Genomic DNA, 21,320 nt, shown 5'->3' on the forward strand with positions numbered 1-21,320 from the left:
TCTACCCCTCCAGAATTTCGATATTCAATTCTTTTCCTTCAACTGTAGAGAGCAAGAAGTATTGGTAATCATCGTGCTGAGCGGAATCCAGTATCGCTTTTTGCTTGCTACCAAGATCCTGATAACCATCAATGCAGATTACCTTCAACGGACCTGATTGAGCCTTAGCAAGTTTAAATGCGAAATCTAATGCCTCACCGTCAGACAATCCGTCAATGAGAGTACCATTTATTCGAATCCGCCCCTTATCATCTACCGTCAGTCCATCCACTGGCAGCGCAGCAGTCTTGAGCAATTCTTTAGGCAGCTCGCGAGCCATTTCAATCTTGGCAGTCAGATCAGCGGACCGCGCTTCTTTCGGAGACAACTTCTCGCGAATGATATCGTTCATCCGTTCCCATTCCCGGAGATATTCTTTCATTTCTGCCGCTTTATGAGCTGCGGATTGCAACGGTTCTGGGTCTATCCATTCAACATCTGTTGTAACTTGTTCAGCATCGCCGGACTTAGCTTTCTCGGCCGCAATCAAACTGGCTTCGTGATCCTTGATTTTCTCCAAGTCCTTGCGCTCATGTTCTGCAATGTTATTCAGGGTAGAAGACTTTTCTGTGATCAGTTGACGGTTCTCACTGATATATCCCTTATTCAGTTCTATCTCGCGTTGGACATCCTCACGGACATTAAGCTTTTTCTGTTGGTACTGCAGCTTGAGCCTTTCAATCGCCTGCTCAAGTTCGTTGTCCAACTGTACGGAAGCTTCAGTTATCCGGCGGTCTGCATCATCAATAATCTTTTGATCCTGCTCGATACGTTCCTTAAGCCGTTTGATGCCATCTTGCAGTATGTCGCGCTGTCTTCGATAATCTAAAATCTTTTCTTCTGTTTCGTTAGAAGAGCGCCGCTTTATGTCATCTATTCGTAGCGTCAACCCGTCGATTAATGACCGAGCCTCTTCCAGCTTCTTATTAGATTCCTGAGCATCGGACAGTTTGCGGTAAAGCTTCTGAAGGTCAACCCCTCGCCACTCTTCGCCATCATAGTTCGGTGGAAGGTCACGTTTAATCCCTTCAATATTTGCCCGTAATAGATTGATTTCTCGGTTAATGCTGGAACGCTCTTCGAAATATGCCGATTCTATTTGCTGTAAAATTTGTAGGATGTGCAGTTGGTAATCAGCCTCCGGCATCTCGCCGAACCAAGTCTTGATATTTTCAATTGTCCATTCGATCTGAAGCATGTTCAGTATGATCTCGGTCTGTTGCTTGGCATCCTTCTTGACAAATTCAATCGGCCGGAAGATTTCACCATTTATCAGCTTGCGCAGAAATCCCTCTGTACTGTTTACAGCCTTGCTGTCGTGCTTAACCTTGAGATAGTCCGCCTTTTCCGTCCGAACCTTGCGCGTGATCTGGAGACCGTCCGTTAACTCTACAAACAATTCAGATTCTTTCTGTCCGTGGCTGATTACCTCTGTGCGTCGACTAGTATTAGTCAGTGTCTTTTCCAGCCCCTCAATCAAGCTGGTCTTCCCAGCACCTGAGTCACCATCAACTTTATTGATTTTGCCGGGTGACACTTCGAGTTCTTTAATTCCAAGCCAATTCCTAAGTTCGATCCGCTTGATATGGAGCATCTTTACAGCCTCCTGATTAGTGTGTTATAGTGACCGTGAAATTTTTGTTTTAAAGCTTGACTAACGTCCCTGGTTGCCGCCGGGGGCGTTATTTTTTTGTAAGGGATTTGTCTCCCATGGGTCCAAGGTGCGAACCAATACTTGGAGTGGAACATCAACAGCTTTAATCATGCAACTCAAGCAGTGAGGCTGTCGGTTATCGTAAACCGCGTAAATTGCGTCAGCTCCACACCTACATTTGAGGGTCATTGTAATCACTCCCTGAATCATTTATGGCTGTAGAACTTGATGAACGGCTCCCCTGTACGTTTCGCCTTGGCTTTACGAATAGACCGAGTTAGCACGCCACCATAATCCTTAATGATTGCCGTAGTGACAACAGAGGGACCAAGTGATCCGGGACTATAGGCGACCTTTTTAGATGCTTCGTGTTTGTATTTACGGCGGTATTTAGCTATTGCAAAATCTTTAGCAGCGCCACTTTGTAATGCAGCGACAAGAGCGTGACGTTTATTAGTGATGCGGAATTTTGGTTTCATGGATAATTCCTCCGATATGATTTATTTGCTGAAATTCAAGTGTTTTAGGGCTCAGAACCCCGATTTTGGCAAAAAAATAATAGGACTACTCGTTTTCGCAGTTTTCGCAGCACCTCATATATCCAGTTTTATAACCGTCGATCACGTCTTTACATGCTTGGCAGCGAAGACCTTCCACAACTTCATCGACTTCTTTCTGACTTTGAGTTTCAGGTACGGGCATTTTCATGTTCACCTCCTTCACATTGAATTAAATAGATACTCCCAAGCTGACCATAAGCGCTTGATCCACCAGTCGCATATCCTCCTCGTTGAGTTGCCCACTCCGGCTAATAAGTCTTGATTTATCGAGCGTCCGCAATTGCTCCAGCATAACCACCGACGAATCTTTGGGCAGTCCATACGCCTTTGTATTAAGTACAACATGTACGGGTAGGTCAGTACGTTTTGTGCGTCCAATTATCGCAACAATAACAGTAGGACTGAACTGATTACCGATATCATTTTGAATGATTAACATTGGACGTTCGCCGCCTTGCTCGCTCCCCTTGTTGCCTGTAAGGTTTGCCCACACAATTTCTCCGCGTATTGGGTTAATTGGATTAATACTCATACACTCACCGCCAAACGCTCAGCAGGTGTTGCCCAGATAGCAAGTAAAGCATCACGGTGGTTACGGTATTCACGGATTGCTTGCTGCTCCTTATTTTTGTCTAGTCGTTTCTTCGCTGCTTTCTGAGCCCGGAGCCAAAAGAACATTTTATTCCGGTGGTACCGGACGGCATCTTTTGTTTCGATCATGTAAACTGAGCCTCCAGTTCTTCAAGTTTTTCGCAAAAGTGCTGAACCAAATCCATATTCCCCGTGCACTGCGCTGCGTAGGACGCCTCTTTTATTCCATCTACCTCCTGAACGAGATTAAGGTTATCTAACAACAACGGCATGATCAGTTTTAATTCAGGTACACCTAGGATCAACTCTCCCTTTTTGTTGATGTTTAAGAATGCAATGGCGGCGAGTTGACGGTGTGACTGGTGTATCACAATTCCCATTTGTATAACCTCCGTTATTAAGTTTTGAATTTACTGGCTGTTTACTGGATCAGATCTTCATGAGCATCATCTTTCAGAACTTTAATCAGCAGATCACGGAGAACAACTGCGCTTTCCCGTTCCATCACCGTAAATGACTTTGCAGGTGAGAGCACCGCTCCATCTTCTCCGGTGGTTTCTTCTTGCATTAGCGTAATTTGCACTGACTGACCCCGTTTAACTGTCAATGCTATCTGGGAGTCATTCAATGCTGCGGCATCTCTTAGCATAAATCAAACCTCCTAAAAGGAATTTTTACCCAGGACTATTGACTAAACATACGGTAAAGCCGTATAATCACATTACATCATATTCTCTGTTTCAGAGAGTGTTACTCAAAAAAAATTGCCGGACTAACCTTTAAGCCTCGATCACAAATCTTTTCCAGATCATGTGTAGACAATCTACATGTACCATCGAGTAGCTTATAAAGCTTCTTTTCACCAATGTCAGACTTATGCGCTACTTCCCTTATTACATATTTGTTAGAGATGATGTACTCCCTAAGCCGCTTACGGGCAACACTATCCACTTCTTTGTTTTCCAATTTCCTCCCCCCTTCTTCAGTGTTGTCATTTCTCTCTGTTTCGGAGAAATTTGGTAATCCAAATATAATTCTTCGTTTCGTATCTGTCAACAACAAAAAATATTTGTTTCAGAGAATAATTTCTCTGATACGGCGAATCATGATAATATATGTGGAAAGAGGTGATGACAAAATGTTGCCAATCTACGCTGAACGTTTAAAAATGATGCGGCAGGAATTAAATCTTACTCAAATTCAAGTCCAGACCAAAACAGGCATTAATAACAAGACTCTTAGCGGTTATGAAGCAGGTCGTAATCAACCGGATTTCGATACACTGAAGGAACTCTGTGACTTTTACAATGTGACTACGGACTGGGTGCTAGGGCATACAAACAATAGGAAAATGACATTGACTAATGATCAAAGGGTCCTTGTAAACAAGGTCGATCTGGGGGATTCATCATTCATGGAATCACTGATTAGTTTCAATGGACGGGAACTTACTGCGGAGGAAAAAAAGAAAATACAAGCTATGGCTCAATTGTTGCTGCACAAAGATCAATAATTAGTTGCTCTATAAGAGCTTTGTTTTCTGGTGTATCTTTTGCAATGGCCTTAAGAAACTCAGCTACATCTACACTTTTAGTTTTAGTCGCTAACATATGTATGACCCCCAGTTATTTTTTGAGTTATACGCGAACCGTTATTCTGATAAAAATAAAAATTCATAGCGGAGGACAGATATGGCACTTTCCCGCGGGGAGTGCTGTTTGCGTGTAATACGTGAATCAAGAGGCTTATCTCAAGAACAATTGTCCGCACTGGTGAAGGATAAAACTGGTTTGGCAATGTCTAGGGTTGCGATATCTCAATTCGAGACAAGTAAACGCCCTATGTCACCCGAGCAAATGCGTGCTGTATGTATTGTCTTGAGATGTACAGAAGCCGAATTGTATCAATGGCTTCTTTAAACGCAAACGGCCCGAGTAGCTTTTTAGCTGCTCCCCAAAGGAAAGTCGTCACGATAATGTGACTTAATATTTTGTCAACAGGATTTGAACGGATGAATTACCTTTATTTAATATCATATCCCACCATTTGTAAATTCGATTTCGTCGGGATGAATTTAATTGGTACTGTCACCTGATTTCGACAGCTTATTACAAACAGACTATGTTAGAATGTCTCTCCATAAAAAAAGAGCCACGATTAGGTGGCTCTTTAAATATTAAGTGGTGGCTAACGCACTGGTTGACTTCGAAAATTGTTCATACTTCTTTTGGAACTTATCAAAATTGATAATTGTAAAAGTGCACTTCTTTGTTGTCTTAGTTATACTACTTTCGAAGTAGGCAACACGATATATTTCGTCTACCAACACAATTTTATCTAAGTTAACTACGTTTGTGCGATCAACAGATGCAAAGTTATATCCGCTGCTGTCCAGAGCACTTTGCCAATATTTGAGGGTGCCGGGCATATAAAACATTTCATTAATCGTATGCACGATCACCCTATCTATTTGACTAGCATATTCCAAAAAGGCGATATCGCGTATCGGAAGTGAAATAACCCCAGTAACAGCATCTACATCTCTGGTTACAGTTAGTATTCCCACGTTTGCCTCATCTCCTATTTCTTCAAAAGTTCTTCTGGAGCATCACCGCCGTAAATCCAGAATACACTCGCCGGAGCTACTGTAATACCTGCGACAAAAGCTAAAGCCGACGATATAAAGTTCCATTTCTTCATGTCTTTTTTCCACCCCCTTTCATGCGCGGAAATAATAGAAGCGCCTGGGCGAAGAAAGCAACGGCTACATATGAAGATGCTATCCAAAAGTTAATAGAAATCATCAAAACTGATAGTAACTTCAAAACAGGATAATATTTTTTTGGAATTCGAGATTGTTTTTGGATATCGGTAGGGGCGAATAGGATAGCGAGGATCAAGCTCGTGATGTTAATAATCAATGTGGTTTTTTCACTAAAACCCATCTTAGACAGACCTACGATTAATAGAGTCGAGACAACAACACACATAGTACCTGATTTTAGGTGTAATCCGCCCGAGACCATTCGCAATAGCGCAAAGGAACTCATAACGATTATCGTTTCTTTAAGGCGGTCGTTTAGGATTGCAATGCCTATAGTCAAAACAATAATAGATATAGTATTAATCAGGATTGCTAGGGAATGTTTTAATACTGCGACTGATGCCGGATGGTCAGGAGCTCTACGCTTTATACCTTCTGCCATACGACCAGCTAACAATTCAATCACATTTCACGCTCCTTTTGAACTGCATACCTTAGAAAAAACATAAGCGATACAGTAAGTAAGATAATCACGCTCCATATCTCTTTAAGATAGAGTACAGTAGTAACAATAATTAAAAATGTTAGAATAGAAGAAATAACGATTAAACGTTCATGTTTTAAACGAAACCTTTCAAAGTCATAGGAGAATCCATACCCGAATTTATAAAGAAAAAATCCTAAAGGTATTACTATAATCGCTGATAGTAATTGGACTAGATAACCATACTCTACTGAAGTTTCTACTGCTTCCATGGAACCAAAAAACAGAGTGGCAATCAACCATTGTATTAAAGCGAATGACGCCATCCCTACAGCAGAGATAGTCAATGATCCAATAAAAGAAACTCGAACTATTGTAGTGAACAAATAGGCAATAAACAGAATATTAATCACTGGGACCAAGTACGATAGTGAAAGTTCATTTCTTAAAATAAAGCTCTGCAAGTTCATGAATAGCGTAACGAGAAGAATTTTATATACATAATCGGAAGTTTTAAATCTGAATATCGCCATACATAACGAAACCCATGCGAAGGCTTCAATTGTCGAAAATAGCATAAACGACAATGCTTCAGTTATCACAATCATCACCCCCCCGAAACACATATTCATCTTTATTTCTTTGAACGCCATTCTTCGATTTTGTCTTGATACACTTGGATTGTAGTCTTAAACCAGAAAGGACGCTTCCCAACTTCTATATCTGGAGCTGGAAAGAATTTAGTTCTGCGAGTATGGTGCATGTTCTTGGGGTCAATCCCGAGTATTCCGGCAACTTCTGTGCTACCAAGTAAGGGAGGGATCTTCTTTCCTTCAGCAATGTTACGAGCCTCTTCCAACTCATTAAGTATTTCATGTACTTTGCTTCCAATCTCTCCACCCACTTCGTCAGCCCATTTCCGGTACTGATTCAGGGTCAATGTATCGCACCTCCATTGGTATATAAGGAATTTATTTCCTGAATTAAATATACGATATTACCGTACAAAACACAAGTGTTTATCGTATAAAAAATACGATTATTTCTTAATAAAAGGCTATGTTATATTCTAATGTTGTTTTTGACGATAAGAAAAACCGCCTTAGTGAAAGGCGGTTTATTGAGATATCGTATCCGTTTGTTTAACTTTTGTATCACATCAAATAGTGAGTAAAGAAGATTTTTTTTCAATCTCTGCTTTTATTGTTGAAACACTTTGTTCGATTGATTGATTTGTAGTGTCAATAATATTTGATTCATAGCGACCCAAATTGTTAAATTGCTCCCACATTTTTTCTACCAATTCAATGTTGGCATCTTCGTCCAATTTGGAACGATTGATTGCTCGTTTCATTGTCCCTTCTTTAGTCGCTCTTAAGATAATGTAATGTACTTCATAATTATCTTGTACGGCTTTTAACCACGGCTCTAAGAACCAAGGACCAACAATTCCATCAATAATCACATCGAACCCACCACGTGCAAATCGTTTTGCAGCTTCCAAAAAGGCTTCAATAACAATTAAGTTTTGTTCTTGTGATTCCGGTAAAAATGGAGGTATTCCCCCCTTATGAATATAGTGATAGAAATCATCAGTGTGCATATGTACCGACTTTGATAAATCAGACTCTTTAGCAACAATTGATGCCGTTGTACTTTTACCAGTCCCTGGTGAACCAGTAATTATAATAATTCTGCCTTGTTTCATAAATATTCTCCTTAATTAAAATGTAGGCTTAAAACAACATCCTTCAACTAACCAGCCCGTACCGCCACTCCTTTAGTTCGTGATTGCAAAAAGTAGATAAGCTCGTGATATTACCCTTACCCTAATTATAGCTTAGTTCGTATATATCGAATATCAACAACAAAATTTAACATAGCCTAATAAAAAAAGAACTCTACAGTGAGAGTTCAAAGAGATAATTATTTTTTATTTGTCACCATCCCCGCCATACCTGCCACATCGGTCTGAAATACTCTATATGATCTTGTACCAATAGCGTACTTACCCACTCCACTAATCCAAAGGTAGGGGAATATTTTTTTATCTGGTCGCTGCCACTCCTCGTTGTGCCATTCGTTGCTTAAAAAGTAATGGTCATAACGAGTCAGTTTCTCCTTCATCTGCCTATCACTATAGTTGCTACGTTGGATCTCAATATGCCACGGCATCCCTTTCCATATCATGAAAGCATCAGGCTCAGGCATCCCTTTACTATACTTTGGCTCCACTAAGAACACGCGTGGTTTTTCAATCTGCGCTATCTGTTTATAGAAGTCTGCAATCATTAGGAAGTGTGGAATCTTCGTGGAGTCCCTTTTGATTGCCCCTTCGGCTGGAAAGTAAATATACTGTCTGCGGTCATCAGAACAGGAGATATATTTGTCCCTCCGTAATCTTTTGAGAACGTAATTAGCAGCTGTAACTTTGTTTTTCACATCCTGAAAATGAAGATCTGCAATTAAGTCTCTACTAAGCACTCGGAACCTTTGGATATCTTCGACGATGGCTTTATCACGTGCGTTCACTTCACAACACTCCCAGCTCAATGATGTCATCCTGTGACTCCTGTGAGGCTCTTTGCGGCTGTCTAATTTCCAATGGAGACTTACACCCCTTTAGTAATTCTTTGGCTTCTGACAACCCCAGATTTGGTCCTTGAACATACTTTAATCCATCCAGTTTTAACACCATACGGCCTTTCTCGCTGTCCTTTATATTTGCTGCGTCTACACTGTCAATTGTTATACGGGAGTTGATCCCATCAGCGTGCTTCAGCGCCATTCTGACCGTCAGATTTTGCTTCAGCTTACCATCTAATACTTGAGCATCTGGACGCTGCATGGAGAGTACAAGGAACACACCAAGCGCTCTCCCAATAGTACTGATCTCCTCAATTCCTTGCATGATGTCCTTTTCTTTTTTGAGCAAAGCCACCTCATCAACTGCTAAGATAATGTAATTTATCGGTTCCTCTAAGTCATCTATGTGTGCTACTCCTGCGGCTTCTAAGATGTCACCACGGCGTTTCATTTCGAGGCGTAGCATTATTACAAGCGCAAGGACTTCGTGAGTCTCATATACCACAGCTTGTGCAATGCCCTTGAATAAGTGAAACTCTGATCTCTTAAGGTCAGCGCAATACAAATCAAGGTTATCTACGTTCCTTATTAACGTTGTGAGGATTGATCTTAGAGCCGCACTCTTGCCACTTCCCGTTTCTCCAGCAACTAATAAATGTGGATGTTCTACCATGTCATAAACTACATCCCCATGTCGGTCCTTACCAACATATACGGGCAGCCTGTTCATACCTAAGCTCTGGTCTATTTCCTCGGCGTTATATACAAATGATTGTATGGAGGTCGTGTAAATCGACATCATTATAGTGCGAGCGTCAATCAGACTTAACTCCGCCTCAAGTCCAAAGACCTGCTGAAAGATCCATGACTTTTTGAATACCTCTTGAGGGTCACTGCCTACAGGCAACATAAATGTTGCTTCTCTCCGATCCAGATACATCCTTGCAGACTTCACCACAGGCTGTACACGGTACGCCTTTCCCTTGTACCCTGTTAGATTACTGTGAAAGTCATTGGTCCTTAAAAGCGCTCCTAACTTACGTCTCATGACCTTCTCTGGAAATGACTGGTGCACCACTATAGCCCCAGCCACACACGCCCCGGCAGAAATTAAAGAGGAAGAAATAAAAATAATAACAACCTCCCTATTGTTTCAGAATTGAAAATAGCATAAGAACGTCAATCAGACCTGTACAACCGAAGTAGTAAAACTTATGTTGATACCTTTGCAATTACCAAGGCAGATAAAACCCGAACATGCCCCCAAGAACCCTGAAAAAATGACGCCATTCTACTGCTGCAATAAGACCGCAAACTACATAAGTACCAATCTTGACGTACAAGACAGCTCCAGGACGGCCGGATCGCTCCAAGTGTCTCTCTAGTGCATGTCCCGCCACGCCTACAATGCCTAGCTTTACGAATGGTTCAATCATCTCCATCCATCCTTTGGTTTGAACATTTCACTGACGCATTGATCACAAATACGAACAGAGGATAACGGCTTACCGCACTTCGTACATGCTGCTTGCGGCTTAACTTCTTTCATGGTTGATCACTCCTTTTTGGGTTAGACAAAACTTTCAACCTCAAATTCAAAATTGTCCTCCATTAGCTTGCTTGGGATGCTGGTCTGAGCTGACATAATTGCTGGAGCTATCCCTGTCATGTCCCTGTCAATCAGGCGTTTGATGTAACCGGATGAATTTGTCTTCCTGTAGGCATGTTCATAAGCCCGTTTCTGTTCCGGGTCCAGCACATTAAAGGTGACCTGTATCGCTTTAATCTCCACATTTCTAGGCATATAACTTCCTCGCAATCAGATAAAATGCCCTTGCGTTTGCACTAGACGGATCGCCTGGTATTAGCTTCACAGCAGGAAAGTATGGCAATAAATACTGAAGCAACTCCTCAGCTCCACCACCACAGAGATAAACTACATCCCCAGCTTTCCACCCTGCAGCAAGGGCTCGTAAAGCAATCTGCCGCCCAAACGCTGAGGGGTGAACGTTGCGATTAGTTTCCATCCCCATTCCTAAAGTAAAGCTCCCCTTATCGCTAAACCTCCGATCTATAAGAGTGCCAAAATTAACCGTACCGCTGCCTATGTCGATGATCCGAACCGTGCCACCTCCAGGTATTAATAAGCCTGCAGTAACCCCTTCAGCAGCTACCTCACATTGTTGTATAACAATCAACCTTCTATTGCCGTTGACCGTCAATTCGTGCCGTCCTTGCATCATTTTCTTGATAGCCAACTTTTCATCTGGGGTATGTGTGCTGATCGGTTGCCCCACCAATATCTTGTGCTCGGTTTGCTTGGAAAACTGATGTAATGCCAACAGGATTCGAAGCCTTGCATCTGGATGTGCCTTGGTTTCTCCTTTCTGGCTTTCCGCACACTCGCTTTCGTATTGTGCAAGAGTTCCCGCAAAACCTCTTTGTCCTTCATACTCCCATTCATAGTCTGATTGCCCGTGTTGCTGCCTAATATTGCGCTCCCGATACTCACCAATCATTGATGGAAACTGTTTGAATTCCTGCCCATCGTAGTACATCGTTTTGTAGTTCCCGGCATCAATGGCTGATATCATATGCACCACTCCTTAGATGTCTAGTTACGTAAACATTTAGCCCCAGAGCTTGCTGTTACGTATCTACTTCAATATGTATCTCGTATTGCTTGGTCAATATAACCCGCTGTTTGTATAAATTTTCATAGATTTGTCCATCCTAATTTTAAAGGGGTGGAGTATATGGGAGTATTTGATTTCAAGAGAAGAACTAAATTAGGTAAGTGGATGGATCGGAATAGGGTTAGTCAAGAATGGATGATTAAAAATATCCCGTTAAACAGGAAAACCGTATATAACCTTTGTAATGATATAGACCACGAACCTATAGAAACCACACAATTAAAAATCATTAGTAAACTTAGAAGAGTAGGCTATGACGTAAAAGCTGATGATTTTTGGGATTAAGTGAATAACCGGTTCATACGGCATCTTCAAGATCCTAGTAACAACGCAAAAAAATCCCGCCGACCAATAATGGTTGACGGGATTTCGTTATTTCAGGTGGTCTTTTAAGATGTTTCCCAGTTCCGATGTGTATTTTGTTAGCCTTAGGCTGATTTCTGTTCGCATCACATCTCGCGTTAATCCAAAGCGTTCCTGATATCCTCGGCAAAAGATTTTGTAATACGTGATAAAATCATCTTGCTCATCCGCCAGCATCTTGATATTCCGCTGCTTAAGCTCTTTCTGTAGTCGATAAGTATCCTGTACGATCCGGCGCTGTATGGCTTCGCCAGCCATCAAAAAGGTACGTTTCAGTATGCTGCTGGAGTGTTCGAGCTCCTTCAGGCTCTTGCCAACCATCGTATCTATGTAGGGAAGTAAAATGAGGTCTCGAACCATAGTACGTTCCTCTATAGTTATCATGTTATCTCGTTTCTCACGCTGCTGTTCCTCGTACTGCTCAACATGCTCGGTCATGATCATTTTCGTTTTCCAGCGTTCATTACCCTCAAGTTTACTCATGCATCCCCCTCCATTAACTGCCTCCGAAAATAAGAACATTTGTTTGTATTATAACTGGACGATTATTTCTTAGCAACGAAAAAAAAGAAGGTATTTACTAAAAAAAATCGAATGTAACGATTAATCATAAGAAATTGAGAGGTGTTTTTTTTGGTTAATGAAGAAACAAGTGTTGATGGAGAACTTACAATTGAAGAAGGAGAAAATATAGTTGAAGAGGTACTCTCTATTGAGTTAGCACCATATATTTTAGGTATTCAAAAGGCTATCAACACCATTTCAACAGCCGTTAGTTTGATTCCAACAATGAATCTTAATGATGTTTCAATCTCATTGAAGGTTGTTAATTCTTTGTTAATGAAGTCGATTAATGATTTAAGGGTTATATGGCTACTTTCTACAAAAGGTTATTCAATTCAAGCTGCTACTGTCGCTTCCTCTCTTTATGAATCTGCATTTAATTTAGCCTATATTGGAAATAGTGATTCATTAGCGAGAATATGGAATAACCATAACGACACTACAAATACACCTTTTGGATCTATAAAGAAAATAACTAGTGAAGCGATAAAGAAGCAGTCTCCCGAAAATTTTATTTCTATTTCAAATGTCGAATACTCAAAATATAGTCAGCTTTGCATGGCTAAACATGCAAACCCTATAAACCAAAAAAATCACGTATACAAATATGAAGAAGGAACCATAATTGCTGATTCAGGACCTGAAGCTAGTAATCATTCAATACGGGTGACATGCTTTTCTATTGTTACTTCTTTAGGCTTTATTGGATACGCAATAGTATCATATGTTAATGAACATCTGGCCTCATATAATACAGCAGAATTAGTTTCTGAATTTGATGAATTAGGAAAATACCACACAATGCTTTACGATCAATTTCAAGCAAAATGGGGCATCCCTAACACTTTGCCAGAAGAAAATATATAGTGCAAGATACCAACATTTACCTCCTCAATCCTTAGTAGCCACGAGCTATAATGGAATGAAGGAGGTTTTGTATGTTTATATCCCCTATGTTATTACAAACTGCTGCTGGACCATTCAGTCACAGCAATTATATATTTGAACCAAAGATAGATGGTCATCGTCTTATCTACTCTCAAGAGTCCGGCAAGATCCGGTTATATACAAGACACGATAATGAATGTACCCTGCAATACCCTGAACTACTTTTCCCATTTACGGATGATGTAATTCTGGACGGTGAAGTTGCCTGTGTCGATCCTACAACTGGTGTTTCAGACTTTGAATCTGTTATGAGCCGATTTCAGACAAGGCGAGCAGAGAAAATAGTACAACTCACCGGGACGCTCCCAGCATATTATGCAATCTTCGACATCCTTATGTACAAAGGTCAGGATCTGCGCGGGTTGCCCTTGATGAGCCGTAAAGAGATACTGGCGGGGTTAACTCTACCGTCTAATAGCTTTGGAGTAGTGCCGCACGTGGAAGGTGCTGGAGAGGCGTTATTTGAACAGATCGAAACACGTGGTATGGAGGGTGTAGTAGGTAAGCGTATGAACAGCTTATACGAGACTGGCCGTAGATCTCACGCATGGCAAAAGGTCATCAATTGGACCTATGCAGAAGTCTACATCACAGGTTATCGTAAAAAGGAATTTGGTTGGCTAGCTGCTGTTCCATCCGGTTCGTCTGGTAACCTACGTCCTGCAGGAATCATCGAACTCGGTGCGTCACCGATTCATAAGCAAGCTTTTAGAGGTGTAGCCCCACAACTGATTAAAGGCGAAGATAAGGAGTTTGTACATCTTGACCCTCGGTTAAGAGCGAAGGTCCGAATGAGGAACTGGACTAAATCCGGCATGCTACGAAGCCCAGTATTTACAGAGTTTATAGTATAAAAAAGGAGTCACCCAGGATTAAACCTGTGGTGACTCTTTTATTTGTGAGATGCCTTCATATCCAGGTTCAGCTACATGCTCCACGATTTGATCTAATGGAACGTTAAAGTAATTACACGTTTTGTCCAATACTTCCATAGAAACATACTCACCCTTCCCCATTTTTGCCAGTGTGGCAGAAGAAAGACCGAGCGCTTCTCGGTAATTAGATTTTGACATCTCTTTATCAATAAGCAGCCGCCAAAGCGGTTTATATGAGAATCCCATACATACTCCTTTCAGTACTCTTATTTTCACATTATAGAATATTATATTTAGGAAATCAAATATTTTATTTGACATTATGTTTAGTATCGTGTATATTATATTTAGGAAGTAAAACATTTCAACTTCCAGAAAGGAGATAGTACATGAAAGATTGGGTAACGTTCCTTACAGCAATCATTCAGCTCATTACTGCGACATTACTGCTAAAGGACAAGAAAAAAGGAACCAAACGCCGCCGGGCAGGCAAACGTAAATAGGTTCCCGGAGAGTAGGGGTTGCGCCCCCTGCTCTCCACCCAATCATAACATAGATAGTTTGGACGATACAATCTGCCGACGGGCTAACGCGGGAGGTAATATCAATGAAAAAAGTGCTTGAGTTTCCAGCTGATCGAATTGCAAAAGGCATCCATGCATACTGTCCTGAAATGCGTGAACGTAAAGTCAATTGCCAATTGAATGCCAGCCTCTCATACTATGGAACGCACTATTTTGTTGATAGCCCGGATCTACTCCCTCCTGGCCGCGGCATCGTACTTGTTAGCCAGTACACAGCCGATCGTTTCACCAATGGCGAAGCCAATCCGAAGGTAGGCTGGTATGAGTACAAGGTGACCTCAAACGCTTTTGAAAAACTGAAGATACAATACTCTATCAGTATGGAACGGCATTTGGATTAACATAGGGGGCTTTCGCCCCCCCAACAAATAAGCTGGAGGGTATCCAGGAGGGATAAGGGAATGGAAAAAGAGGAAGCGTTCAAAATGATTATGTTGCTGCACGTTGAGTATGAAAGACTAAAAGAAGTTCGAATGTCACGCTTCTTTGAAGAAGGTGCAGACAAATATATGGATGGTCAGGTTGCTGGGGAAATGAGTGGCATTGACAGATCATTGAGGATCATACGTCAAGCTGCTGGAATTTCACATGCTGAGTACATGGAAGCTGCAACGAATATCAAATAACACGGGGCTTCGGCCCCTCTAAAGGAGGAATATCAATGTTCAATATAATTGTATGTTTTTTCGCCTTGGCTGCGTTTGTCCTTTCAATCGCAGCACTAATCAAAGCCATTGGTCGGCGTTAATTCTAACCACAGAATACCCCAGTAACGGAGGAGGAGTTCAGAATAATGAATCTACCCGCAGAGATTGCTGGTTTAGTACAATCTGGAGCAATATTTTACTGCTCTCATTCAGGTGGTAAGGATTCGCAAGCTATGTACGCCTTACTTCAGGACTTCATTCCAGATGATCAATTGGTCGTTGTTCATGCAGACCTGGGGGAAGTTGAATGGACTGGGGTTCAAAACCATATCGTTACCAATACTCGGCATCTTGTGAATGTTGTGAGAGCGATCAAGAAGAACGGTGAGGTGAAGACGCTCCTTGGCATGGTCGAGGATCGGGGGAAATGGCCTTCATCATCATGCAGACAGTGTACCAGTGACCTGAAGCGTGGGCCAATATTCAAATTTATCAGGAATGACCTTAAACAGCGCGGTGCTTCTATTGCGGTGAACTGCATGGGTATTCGTGCAGAAGAATCATCGGCCAGAGCTAAGAAGCAGTCGTTTCAATACAATGTTTCCGAAAGCTGCAGAAGCCGTGATGTTTACAACTGGATGCCAATTTTTGATTTAACCACTGAGCAGGTGTTCCAGGTGATTCGAGATGCTGGTCAGGAACCGTTCTGGGCATACGCTGACGGTAATGAACGTCTGAGCTGTGTATTTTGTATCATGGGTTCGATCAATGATCTGCGGCACGGAGCAATCTGCAACCCGGATTTATACCGTCGATATGTGGAGTTGGAGCGAAAGATTGGACACACCATGTTCATGCGTGGGAAAGAGCCAATCAACCTAGAGGATCATGTTGGAATCAATATCAGTTAATGCGCCGTAAAAATACACAAGTTACGTAAACGAAAAAACACCCCGCCGACCAGTTAAGGTTTACGGGGTATTTTTATGAGTTCTACTCCATCGAGTAAGCTGCCAAGGCATCGGAAAATTGCATTGAATCTGAATTCCCCTCGTCATCAAACATAAAAGATATGCAATAAATTAGCTTTGATCTATCTTTATTTTTAATTGCTTCTTCTGCTGACTCTTGATTCAAGAACTCTTTTATCTCAGTATCATAGTAAAAATTGAGGTTGTATTTTGTCGTTTCAACTGCATTTTTCTCTCCATACATTTTCTTTAGTTGCGCCTTTGTCATTCCAATTTCCGTACCCCGCTTCCCCCCATAAGTTCCTTTTGATTCTGTCGGCAAATAGAGCAACACAATTTTTCCATTCCTAAAAATAGCAGATACTCCAGAGTCATAGTTTATAAACGGGGGCATGAGTTTATCTTCTTCTCCACTGCCCAACACCTTATCCACCTCTTCGCGACTCATCCCATAACTCACGATTTCTTTTTCTTTGTCCAATTTAACAATGGCAAGATCTTCAGCTGAAATACTACTCTTCGTTGATCCGCAAGCAGCTAATACAACTAAAAACAACAAGGCAAGGATACCGCGGCGCATCTTCATCATCCTTTGGAGTTTTTCCTGATTTTACCATGGGATAAAAAAAGAAAAAAGCCCACCAGCCGAAGCCAGTGGGCGTAACCTCAAGTGTTTGAGTATTTACTTTGTGATGTTAACAGTCTTTGTTGCTGCGTCATATGCAACTCTAGCTCCTAGAGCCTCAGCTACAGCTCGTGCAGGAGTATAGGTAGTACCATTATCTAGTACTCCGTCAGCTATCTTTTTGCCATTAACATTTACAGTCACCTTTACTTCTTTGTTCACTGTTGCTGCCTCCTTATATCGGTCAATATTTGCTAATACCTTTGCCATTGCTGTTTCTGATGGCTTGCCGCCAGCACGTAATTGTGTGAGTGTCAGACCGAACACCATTTGAAAGTGAGGATAATCTTTAAACGATGTCCAGTCACCGCCCCATTCAAAACCGAGCTTCTTAGCCTCCTGAACAACCTCCTGCCAATCCGTAACTTTGTCGCCATCACCGTCACGCTTCATATCCCAGGATACAGACTTTCCGTCTGGAAGCAATAGAGCGAAGTCAATAGCCAACCCGTAATTGTGATAACTATAACCGCCTTTGGCATTGGTGACGATGCTTCCCGGCTTAGTTCTACCTTGTGCATACAGAGCATCCTGCTCTGCTATCGTGCGTAGCCCTTGGGTTATAATAATCGGCACTCCCAGAGTGTAACAACGCTCAATCAATGCTGTAGCAGCAGATAATAAAATGGGATGTAAACCTATCAACCGCGCAGAGGATTTGTTCTTTAATTGATCCATTGTCAATGCCATTACTCTCCAGCCCCCTTACGAGTCTGCTTGACCAATTGATTGCCGTACACAGCTACAGCACCGCACAAGATACCTTGCATAAAACTATCAACGTTAAATCCAAGAGTGAGGCATACAGCAAAGATCGCTGCCAGTGTGACCAGATAAATTATCGTCCAATCCGGTACTCTCGGAGTCTGTTTTAAGCCAAAGCCAATCACCCAACATACAGCGACAATCAATAATAATTCCGGTTTAATAAAGTTTGCAATTGCGCTCCATTCCATCTTAATTCCCACCTCCCATGGTAAATTTTATAACTGCTAAAATCACGGCACCGACTATAGTTGTCCCTAACCAAAAGATTGTTTTGTCGATTTTGTCCAATCTGTGGTGGGCTGATTTTGCAGATGATAATGCCTCGACAGCCGTCTCTTTTGCATTTATCGCATTGTCTATCTTGTCCTCAATCCCATCTAGCTTCGTCTCTACTCTTGTGAGTCGCTGTAAGGTCTCCAATTGCGGATCTGACATACTTTCTCCCCCTTGTCTCCCCCAATATAAATAACCCCCGTAACAGCTACGAGGGCAAAATAAAAACGCCTCAATAGGGCGCAATCTGCTCTAACTATTCTTCAAGCCGTGTCTTTACATTCGCTTATGCTCTGTAAGAGTATTTCACCATAAATATACATGTCGTTAAGGCATTGTAAGATGTTAAGGTCAGTACACGTCCCTGTCTCTGATAGTTCACCTGAAACCCACTGCCAGCAGGATATGCAGTTCCGTTACCTGTTGCTTCGGGAATGAGTATAGTATAAACGCTTTTTATTTCCGTTCCCTGTGTATTGAGACTGAATATTACAGATATCATAATAGGATCACCTAATAGATTTCTTACATACGGCACATTCTGAACTACTGGATTAACCTCTATAGTATCCGTAGCTACTTTAGGCGCAAGTTGAACATACGTACCAACAAGTTTTTGACCTTGGCTGTAAGCTACCACCCCTGCTTTGATATCTGCCGCTGTTGCATTCGCGTCTGAGGTTGCCGTACCATCAAGGCCGAATAGCCTTGTCCCCTGCATAATAGAACTAGGCACCGCTTTAGAATCAGATAATTCAAACGATGTAGTATCATCAAAATAACCTTCGTACCCAGTTTCGAGTAAAATTTTTAATTTCCCAGCACCCGTAGCAAGGGCTGATTTCCCATAAATTGTTTGCCCTGCCCTGTTAGGTATAGAGCCAGATGTACCAGCAATAGTTACACCTGAAAGTACTGTATTACTTAGAACTTTAACAGCCAGAACTTTAATCGCTGAACTGTAATATCCGGCAGGCTTCACGATGTCTACATAACTGGGGGTCACAGTTCCCCCATCACCTCTATTTACGATGGTGCCCGAGACTAATCCGTTTTCAGTTCCTATTGTTTTTGGTGCTAGTACGTCTTCTGCTCCCGCAGTTCCAAAATCCCCCCCTTCACCCTGTAAGATAAAAGCCGCACCATTGAACACTAAGGTGTACACCGATCCTCCTTTAAGATTTGTTACATCGTTACCGTTTGCCTTTTTAATCGCCCTTGCTCCTAGTCCGTTGTAGTTGAGTGACGCTGCTCCACTACTGCTAACATTAACCTTTATCGTCACGCGTAAGCCCTCAACTAATACAGTTGATCCTCCAGCAATGGTCACGGAGTAGGTGTTTCCAGTGCTGTTTGCTATCCCATACCCATCTCGATTTGCTGTCATTTCTTCTAGGGAGACCCCGTTTGATGTAAACACGTTACTAGCCTTGGTGATCGGATGAATTTCGTCATATCCTTTACTAGCAGCAGGATTTCTTTTTTTCATCAATACGTTTTTAGCCAACCTGTTCGCCTCCTATGACTGAGGTATTCCTGTACTTTATAATGCTCGCCAACCCGTCTTTGCACTATCCGTTTCTTTCAAGTAAAAGATACCTCCAGCTTCACCGCTTTTATTGATGGCTAATGTCCCTTTGTCGGCAGTTACTTTGCCTTCAGGATCGGCAAATACATACACCACGCTTCCGAGTATAGAGCTATTCAATGTTTTAAGCGCCATATCTGCGGTGGATGGATCTAAAGCACCTAAAAAGAGGAACAAAGGAATACTTCCCTCAACAGCCCCTACTTTGACAATGTTCATTATCGCGCTACTATCTGAAGCAATAACGCTTAATAATCTAGTGGTGCGCGTATCTTTTATTTTGATGTTTTCAAAGACGAATGAAGCATTTGAAACTGCGGTTCCCGTAGATAAGTGGATTAAATACGTTGTGCAGGAATCATTTACTTCAAAATAATTTACTTTTATGATGTTGGTGGATACGGTGTCCGTTGCGATTGCACTGTTCTTAAGGGCGTTAATGATGTAGTTTCCAACAATGAAATCACAACGATTAACTATTACACCTAAGCTGTCTGGGCAATTTACTTTAAACGTGTCTATTTTTACAATGGGATAGTCTATTTCATTTCCCAAGTCCATCATGCCAATATAAGCCCCTGCATACCCCCCATAAACTTCCGCATGGCTGATATTAATTCGTGTAGCGTGTTGACATTTAAATGCACTAGCAGCGTTTGTGAATACCCCACCACCTAGATCGGTTATTGTATTTGCCAAAAACGCTTTGAAATGATTGATGTTCAGTGTAACTGCATAGGCAAGGATAGCTGATTTTTCACCATGACTGTTCATAGTGTCGTTTGTAGGAAGGTCTACAACATGACATTCTAAACTGTTTATGTTAACGGTACACCCTTCTGCATTTACTACTGTAGTGCCTGCTGTGAAATCATTTCCCGTTCCTCTTGTGACAACTCTACCTAAGTTCGTAGTGAACTTTTTATTTTCTCCGGTGTAGTTGAACGGTTCTACATCTAGGGAGTTCCCACCTAACCCACCTGTTCCGCCTGTCGTGTTGTCGAGATCCGCAAACAGAATGGATAGGTTATTTACGTGTTCAATGACAAGGTTCTTCCTACCAGCTCTAAAACACCGTACATTGTTAATCGTGACATTCTCACTATAAGCAGTTCCAATATCACCATCCCCGGAGATACTCACGTTATCGCCATAGCAATCATGAGCATACACTTTGTCCACGGATATGTTTTTGGAGTTATAGATAAACAGTCCATGCATATGTTCATTGCCATTGAGTATTGAATTCATGTTTCCATCAATTTCTAAAAGTCCGGTGATATTTACATTTTCCACGCCACTAATCTGAAAGCATCGTGTCCAAGCTGGGGAGTTGGCTACAAGTTTCATCTTTGCACCAGTGTAAAAATGAATTTCCGAGTTAGCTGGGATCTCCAGACCAGCGATCATATATGTGCTTGGCGGTACTAATACCCGTAATTTATTCGCTACTGCATAATCTAACACCGCTTTAAAAGCGATTGTGGTGTTTGTACCATCTGTCTTTACATTGAAGCGTTTGTCCAAGACGGAGATAGATGCTATGTCCGCCAACTGATCATTAACAGAATCCAGTTTAGCAGGTAGCCCCTGAACTAATTCAATCTTCGTTACTGGGAATATTTCATCAACCGACTTCCCGGTATTAAATTTAATCTGTACATTTTTTTCAGCCAATTG

Annotated in this window: 35 protein-coding genes; 8 read left to right on the forward strand and 27 right to left on the reverse strand. The window is 41.8% G+C overall.

The annotated features are described in order from the left end of the window. Window position 1: 1 nt before the first annotated feature. The 7 genes from MKX41_RS10670 to MKX41_RS10700 all read right to left on the reverse strand — a co-directional run bounded on the left by MKX41_RS10670 (window position 2) and on the right by MKX41_RS10700 (window position 3,810). Window positions 2-1,633: a hypothetical protein gene (locus MKX41_RS10670; protein WP_340970275.1), complete on the reverse strand. Its 1,632-nt coding sequence runs from the start codon at window positions 1,631-1,633 to the stop codon at window positions 2-4. Window positions 1,634-1,899: 266 nt separating this feature from the next. After that, entirely contained in the window at window positions 1,900-2,172 is a 273-nt protein-coding gene (locus tag MKX41_RS10675) for a hypothetical protein (protein WP_340970276.1), read from the reverse strand. Window positions 2,173-2,422: 250 nt separating this feature from the next. After that, window positions 2,423-2,785, reverse strand: coding sequence for a type II toxin-antitoxin system PemK/MazF family toxin (locus MKX41_RS10680; protein WP_445671313.1), 363 nt, complete (start codon window positions 2,783-2,785; stop codon window positions 2,423-2,425). Beyond that, window positions 2,782-2,973 carry a hypothetical protein gene (locus tag MKX41_RS10685; protein WP_340970277.1) on the reverse strand — a complete coding sequence of 64 codons (192 nt, stop codon included), beginning with the start codon at window positions 2,971-2,973 and terminating at the stop codon, window positions 2,782-2,784. Before MKX41_RS10685 ends, MKX41_RS10680 begins: the two co-directional genes overlap by 4 nt. Continuing rightward, the gene (locus MKX41_RS10690) at window positions 2,970-3,224 is read right to left on the reverse strand and encodes a DUF7667 family protein (protein ID WP_340970278.1); all 255 of its coding nucleotides are present in this window, start codon (window positions 3,222-3,224) and stop codon (window positions 2,970-2,972) included. Before MKX41_RS10690 ends, MKX41_RS10685 begins: the two co-directional genes overlap by 4 nt. A 41-nt stretch (window positions 3,225-3,265) precedes the next feature. Next, window positions 3,266-3,493, reverse strand: coding sequence for a hypothetical protein (locus MKX41_RS10695; RefSeq protein WP_340970280.1), 228 nt, complete (start codon window positions 3,491-3,493; stop codon window positions 3,266-3,268). A gap of 101 nt (window positions 3,494-3,594) precedes the next feature. Then, window positions 3,595-3,810: a helix-turn-helix domain-containing protein gene (locus tag MKX41_RS10700; protein WP_340970282.1), complete on the reverse strand. Its 216-nt coding sequence runs from the start codon at window positions 3,808-3,810 to the stop codon at window positions 3,595-3,597. 172 nt (window positions 3,811-3,982) lie between these two features. Between MKX41_RS10700 and MKX41_RS10705 the strand changes: the two genes are divergently transcribed. Continuing rightward, a complete protein-coding gene (locus MKX41_RS10705; RefSeq protein WP_340970284.1) occupies window positions 3,983-4,357 on the forward strand; it encodes a helix-turn-helix domain-containing protein in 375 nt (124 codons plus the stop codon). Here MKX41_RS10705 and MKX41_RS10710 read toward each other — a convergent pair. Continuing rightward, window positions 4,323-4,454 carry a hypothetical protein gene (locus tag MKX41_RS10710; protein ID WP_340970286.1) on the reverse strand — a complete coding sequence of 44 codons (132 nt, stop codon included), beginning with the start codon at window positions 4,452-4,454 and terminating at the stop codon, window positions 4,323-4,325. The genes MKX41_RS10705 and MKX41_RS10710 overlap by 35 nt on opposite strands. 81 nt (window positions 4,455-4,535) lie before the next feature. Here MKX41_RS10710 and MKX41_RS10715 point away from each other — a divergent pair, with 81 nt between their 5' ends. Next, complete coding sequence (locus MKX41_RS10715) at window positions 4,536-4,763, forward strand: helix-turn-helix domain-containing protein (protein ID WP_340970288.1); 228 nt, start codon at window positions 4,536-4,538, stop codon at window positions 4,761-4,763. Between the two features lie 257 nt (window positions 4,764-5,020). Here the strand turns inward: MKX41_RS10715 and MKX41_RS10720 are convergent, their stop codons facing one another. The 11 genes from MKX41_RS10720 to MKX41_RS10770 form a co-directional block, all read right to left on the reverse strand. Continuing rightward, window positions 5,021-5,410 (reverse strand): LytTR family transcriptional regulator DNA-binding domain-containing protein, encoded by a 390-nt coding sequence (locus MKX41_RS10720; protein WP_340970290.1) that lies wholly within the window; start codon window positions 5,408-5,410, stop codon window positions 5,021-5,023. 14 nt (window positions 5,411-5,424) lie between these two features. Continuing rightward, complete coding sequence (locus MKX41_RS10725; protein ID WP_340970292.1) at window positions 5,425-5,544, reverse strand: AgrD family cyclic lactone autoinducer peptide; 120 nt, start codon at window positions 5,542-5,544, stop codon at window positions 5,425-5,427. After that, window positions 5,541-6,074: an accessory gene regulator ArgB-like protein gene (locus tag MKX41_RS10730; protein WP_340970294.1), complete on the reverse strand. Its 534-nt coding sequence runs from the start codon at window positions 6,072-6,074 to the stop codon at window positions 5,541-5,543. Before MKX41_RS10730 ends, MKX41_RS10725 begins: the two co-directional genes overlap by 4 nt. Next, window positions 6,071-6,694: a hypothetical protein gene (locus MKX41_RS10735; RefSeq protein ID WP_340970296.1), complete on the reverse strand. Its 624-nt coding sequence runs from the start codon at window positions 6,692-6,694 to the stop codon at window positions 6,071-6,073. The genes MKX41_RS10730 and MKX41_RS10735 overlap by 4 nt, the downstream gene beginning before the upstream one ends. Window positions 6,695-6,726: 32 nt before the next feature. Then, a complete protein-coding gene (locus tag MKX41_RS10740; protein WP_340970298.1) occupies window positions 6,727-7,032 on the reverse strand; it encodes a hypothetical protein in 306 nt (101 codons plus the stop codon). A 219-nt stretch (window positions 7,033-7,251) separates the two neighbouring features. After that, complete coding sequence (locus MKX41_RS10745) at window positions 7,252-7,800, reverse strand: AAA family ATPase (RefSeq protein WP_340970300.1); 549 nt, start codon at window positions 7,798-7,800, stop codon at window positions 7,252-7,254. A gap of 218 nt (window positions 7,801-8,018) precedes the next feature. Next, on the reverse strand, window positions 8,019-8,654 hold the full coding sequence (locus MKX41_RS10750; protein WP_340970302.1) for a hypothetical protein: 636 nt from the start codon (window positions 8,652-8,654) through the stop codon (window positions 8,019-8,021). Then, a complete protein-coding gene (locus MKX41_RS10755; RefSeq protein ID WP_340970304.1) occupies window positions 8,626-9,726 on the reverse strand; it encodes an FtsK/SpoIIIE domain-containing protein in 1,101 nt (366 codons plus the stop codon). The genes MKX41_RS10750 and MKX41_RS10755 overlap by 29 nt, the downstream gene beginning before the upstream one ends. Before the next feature lie 184 nt (window positions 9,727-9,910). Next, window positions 9,911-10,114: a hypothetical protein gene (locus MKX41_RS10760; protein ID WP_340970306.1), complete on the reverse strand. Its 204-nt coding sequence runs from the start codon at window positions 10,112-10,114 to the stop codon at window positions 9,911-9,913. Window positions 10,115-10,248: 134 nt separating this feature from the next. Continuing rightward, entirely contained in the window at window positions 10,249-10,482 is a 234-nt protein-coding gene (locus MKX41_RS10765) for a hypothetical protein (RefSeq protein ID WP_340970308.1), read from the reverse strand. Further along, the gene (locus MKX41_RS10770; protein WP_340970309.1) at window positions 10,475-11,272 is read right to left on the reverse strand and encodes a ParM/StbA family protein; all 798 of its coding nucleotides are present in this window, start codon (window positions 11,270-11,272) and stop codon (window positions 10,475-10,477) included. The genes MKX41_RS10765 and MKX41_RS10770 overlap by 8 nt, the downstream gene beginning before the upstream one ends. A 162-nt stretch (window positions 11,273-11,434) precedes the next feature. Between MKX41_RS10770 and MKX41_RS10775 the strand changes: the two genes are divergently transcribed. After that, on the forward strand, window positions 11,435-11,659 hold the full coding sequence (locus MKX41_RS10775; protein ID WP_340970311.1) for an XRE family transcriptional regulator: 225 nt from the start codon (window positions 11,435-11,437) through the stop codon (window positions 11,657-11,659). Between the two features lie 87 nt (window positions 11,660-11,746). Here the strand turns inward: MKX41_RS10775 and MKX41_RS10780 are convergent, their stop codons facing one another. Beyond that, entirely contained in the window at window positions 11,747-12,220 is a 474-nt protein-coding gene (locus tag MKX41_RS10780; protein ID WP_340970313.1) for a hypothetical protein, read from the reverse strand. Between the two features lie 150 nt (window positions 12,221-12,370). Between MKX41_RS10780 and MKX41_RS10785 the strand changes: the two genes are divergently transcribed. Together MKX41_RS10785 and MKX41_RS10790 are read left to right on the forward strand one after the other, a co-directional pair. Beyond that, the gene (locus MKX41_RS10785; RefSeq protein WP_340970314.1) at window positions 12,371-13,168 is read left to right on the forward strand and encodes a hypothetical protein; all 798 of its coding nucleotides are present in this window, start codon (window positions 12,371-12,373) and stop codon (window positions 13,166-13,168) included. 71 nt (window positions 13,169-13,239) lie between these two features. Further along, window positions 13,240-14,103 carry an ATP-dependent DNA ligase gene (locus MKX41_RS10790; RefSeq protein ID WP_340970316.1) on the forward strand — a complete coding sequence of 288 codons (864 nt, stop codon included), beginning with the start codon at window positions 13,240-13,242 and terminating at the stop codon, window positions 14,101-14,103. Between the two features lie 18 nt (window positions 14,104-14,121). Here MKX41_RS10790 and MKX41_RS10795 read toward each other — a convergent pair whose 3' ends face one another. After that, the gene (locus tag MKX41_RS10795) at window positions 14,122-14,370 is read right to left on the reverse strand and encodes a helix-turn-helix domain-containing protein (protein WP_340970318.1); all 249 of its coding nucleotides are present in this window, start codon (window positions 14,368-14,370) and stop codon (window positions 14,122-14,124) included. A gap of 361 nt (window positions 14,371-14,731) precedes the next feature. Between MKX41_RS10795 and MKX41_RS10800 the strand changes: the two genes are divergently transcribed. The 3 genes from MKX41_RS10800 to MKX41_RS10810 all read left to right on the forward strand — a co-directional run bounded on the left by MKX41_RS10800 (window position 14,732) and on the right by MKX41_RS10810 (window position 16,266). Then, on the forward strand, window positions 14,732-15,049 hold the full coding sequence (locus MKX41_RS10800; protein ID WP_340970320.1) for a hypothetical protein: 318 nt from the start codon (window positions 14,732-14,734) through the stop codon (window positions 15,047-15,049). Between the two features lie 60 nt (window positions 15,050-15,109). After that, window positions 15,110-15,334: a hypothetical protein gene (locus MKX41_RS10805; protein WP_340970322.1), complete on the forward strand. Its 225-nt coding sequence runs from the start codon at window positions 15,110-15,112 to the stop codon at window positions 15,332-15,334. 167 nt (window positions 15,335-15,501) lie between these two features. Next, window positions 15,502-16,266: a phosphoadenosine phosphosulfate reductase domain-containing protein gene (locus MKX41_RS10810; RefSeq protein WP_340970325.1), complete on the forward strand. Its 765-nt coding sequence runs from the start codon at window positions 15,502-15,504 to the stop codon at window positions 16,264-16,266. An 82-nt stretch (window positions 16,267-16,348) separates the two neighbouring features. Here the strand turns inward: MKX41_RS10810 and MKX41_RS10815 are convergent, their stop codons facing one another. The 6 genes from MKX41_RS10815 to MKX41_RS10840 all read right to left on the reverse strand — a co-directional run bounded on the left by MKX41_RS10815 (window position 16,349) and on the right by MKX41_RS10840 (window position 21,317). After that, the gene (locus MKX41_RS10815) at window positions 16,349-16,906 is read right to left on the reverse strand and encodes a hypothetical protein (protein ID WP_340970327.1); all 558 of its coding nucleotides are present in this window, start codon (window positions 16,904-16,906) and stop codon (window positions 16,349-16,351) included. Between the two features lie 102 nt (window positions 16,907-17,008). Continuing rightward, complete coding sequence (locus tag MKX41_RS10820; protein ID WP_340970329.1) at window positions 17,009-17,701, reverse strand: M15 family metallopeptidase; 693 nt, start codon at window positions 17,699-17,701, stop codon at window positions 17,009-17,011. Continuing rightward, on the reverse strand, window positions 17,701-17,967 hold the full coding sequence (locus MKX41_RS10825) for a phage holin family protein (RefSeq protein ID WP_340970331.1): 267 nt from the start codon (window positions 17,965-17,967) through the stop codon (window positions 17,701-17,703). The genes MKX41_RS10820 and MKX41_RS10825 overlap by 1 nt, the downstream gene beginning before the upstream one ends. 1 nt (window position 17,968) lies before the next feature. Further along, window positions 17,969-18,214, reverse strand: a complete 246-nt coding sequence (locus MKX41_RS10830; RefSeq protein ID WP_340970333.1) for a hemolysin XhlA family protein — start codon at window positions 18,212-18,214, stop codon at window positions 17,969-17,971. Between the two features lie 124 nt (window positions 18,215-18,338). Next, complete coding sequence (locus MKX41_RS10835; RefSeq protein ID WP_340970335.1) at window positions 18,339-19,559, reverse strand: hypothetical protein; 1,221 nt, start codon at window positions 19,557-19,559, stop codon at window positions 18,339-18,341. Between the two features lie 36 nt (window positions 19,560-19,595). Then, window positions 19,596-21,317 carry a hypothetical protein gene (locus tag MKX41_RS10840; protein ID WP_340970336.1) on the reverse strand — a complete coding sequence of 574 codons (1,722 nt, stop codon included), beginning with the start codon at window positions 21,315-21,317 and terminating at the stop codon, window positions 19,596-19,598. Between the last annotated feature and the right edge of the window lie 3 nt (window positions 21,318-21,320).

This window comes from Paenibacillus sp. FSL R5-0475, assembly GCF_038004585.1.
Classification (GTDB): Bacteria; Bacillota; Bacilli; order Paenibacillales; family Paenibacillaceae; genus Paenibacillus_AQ.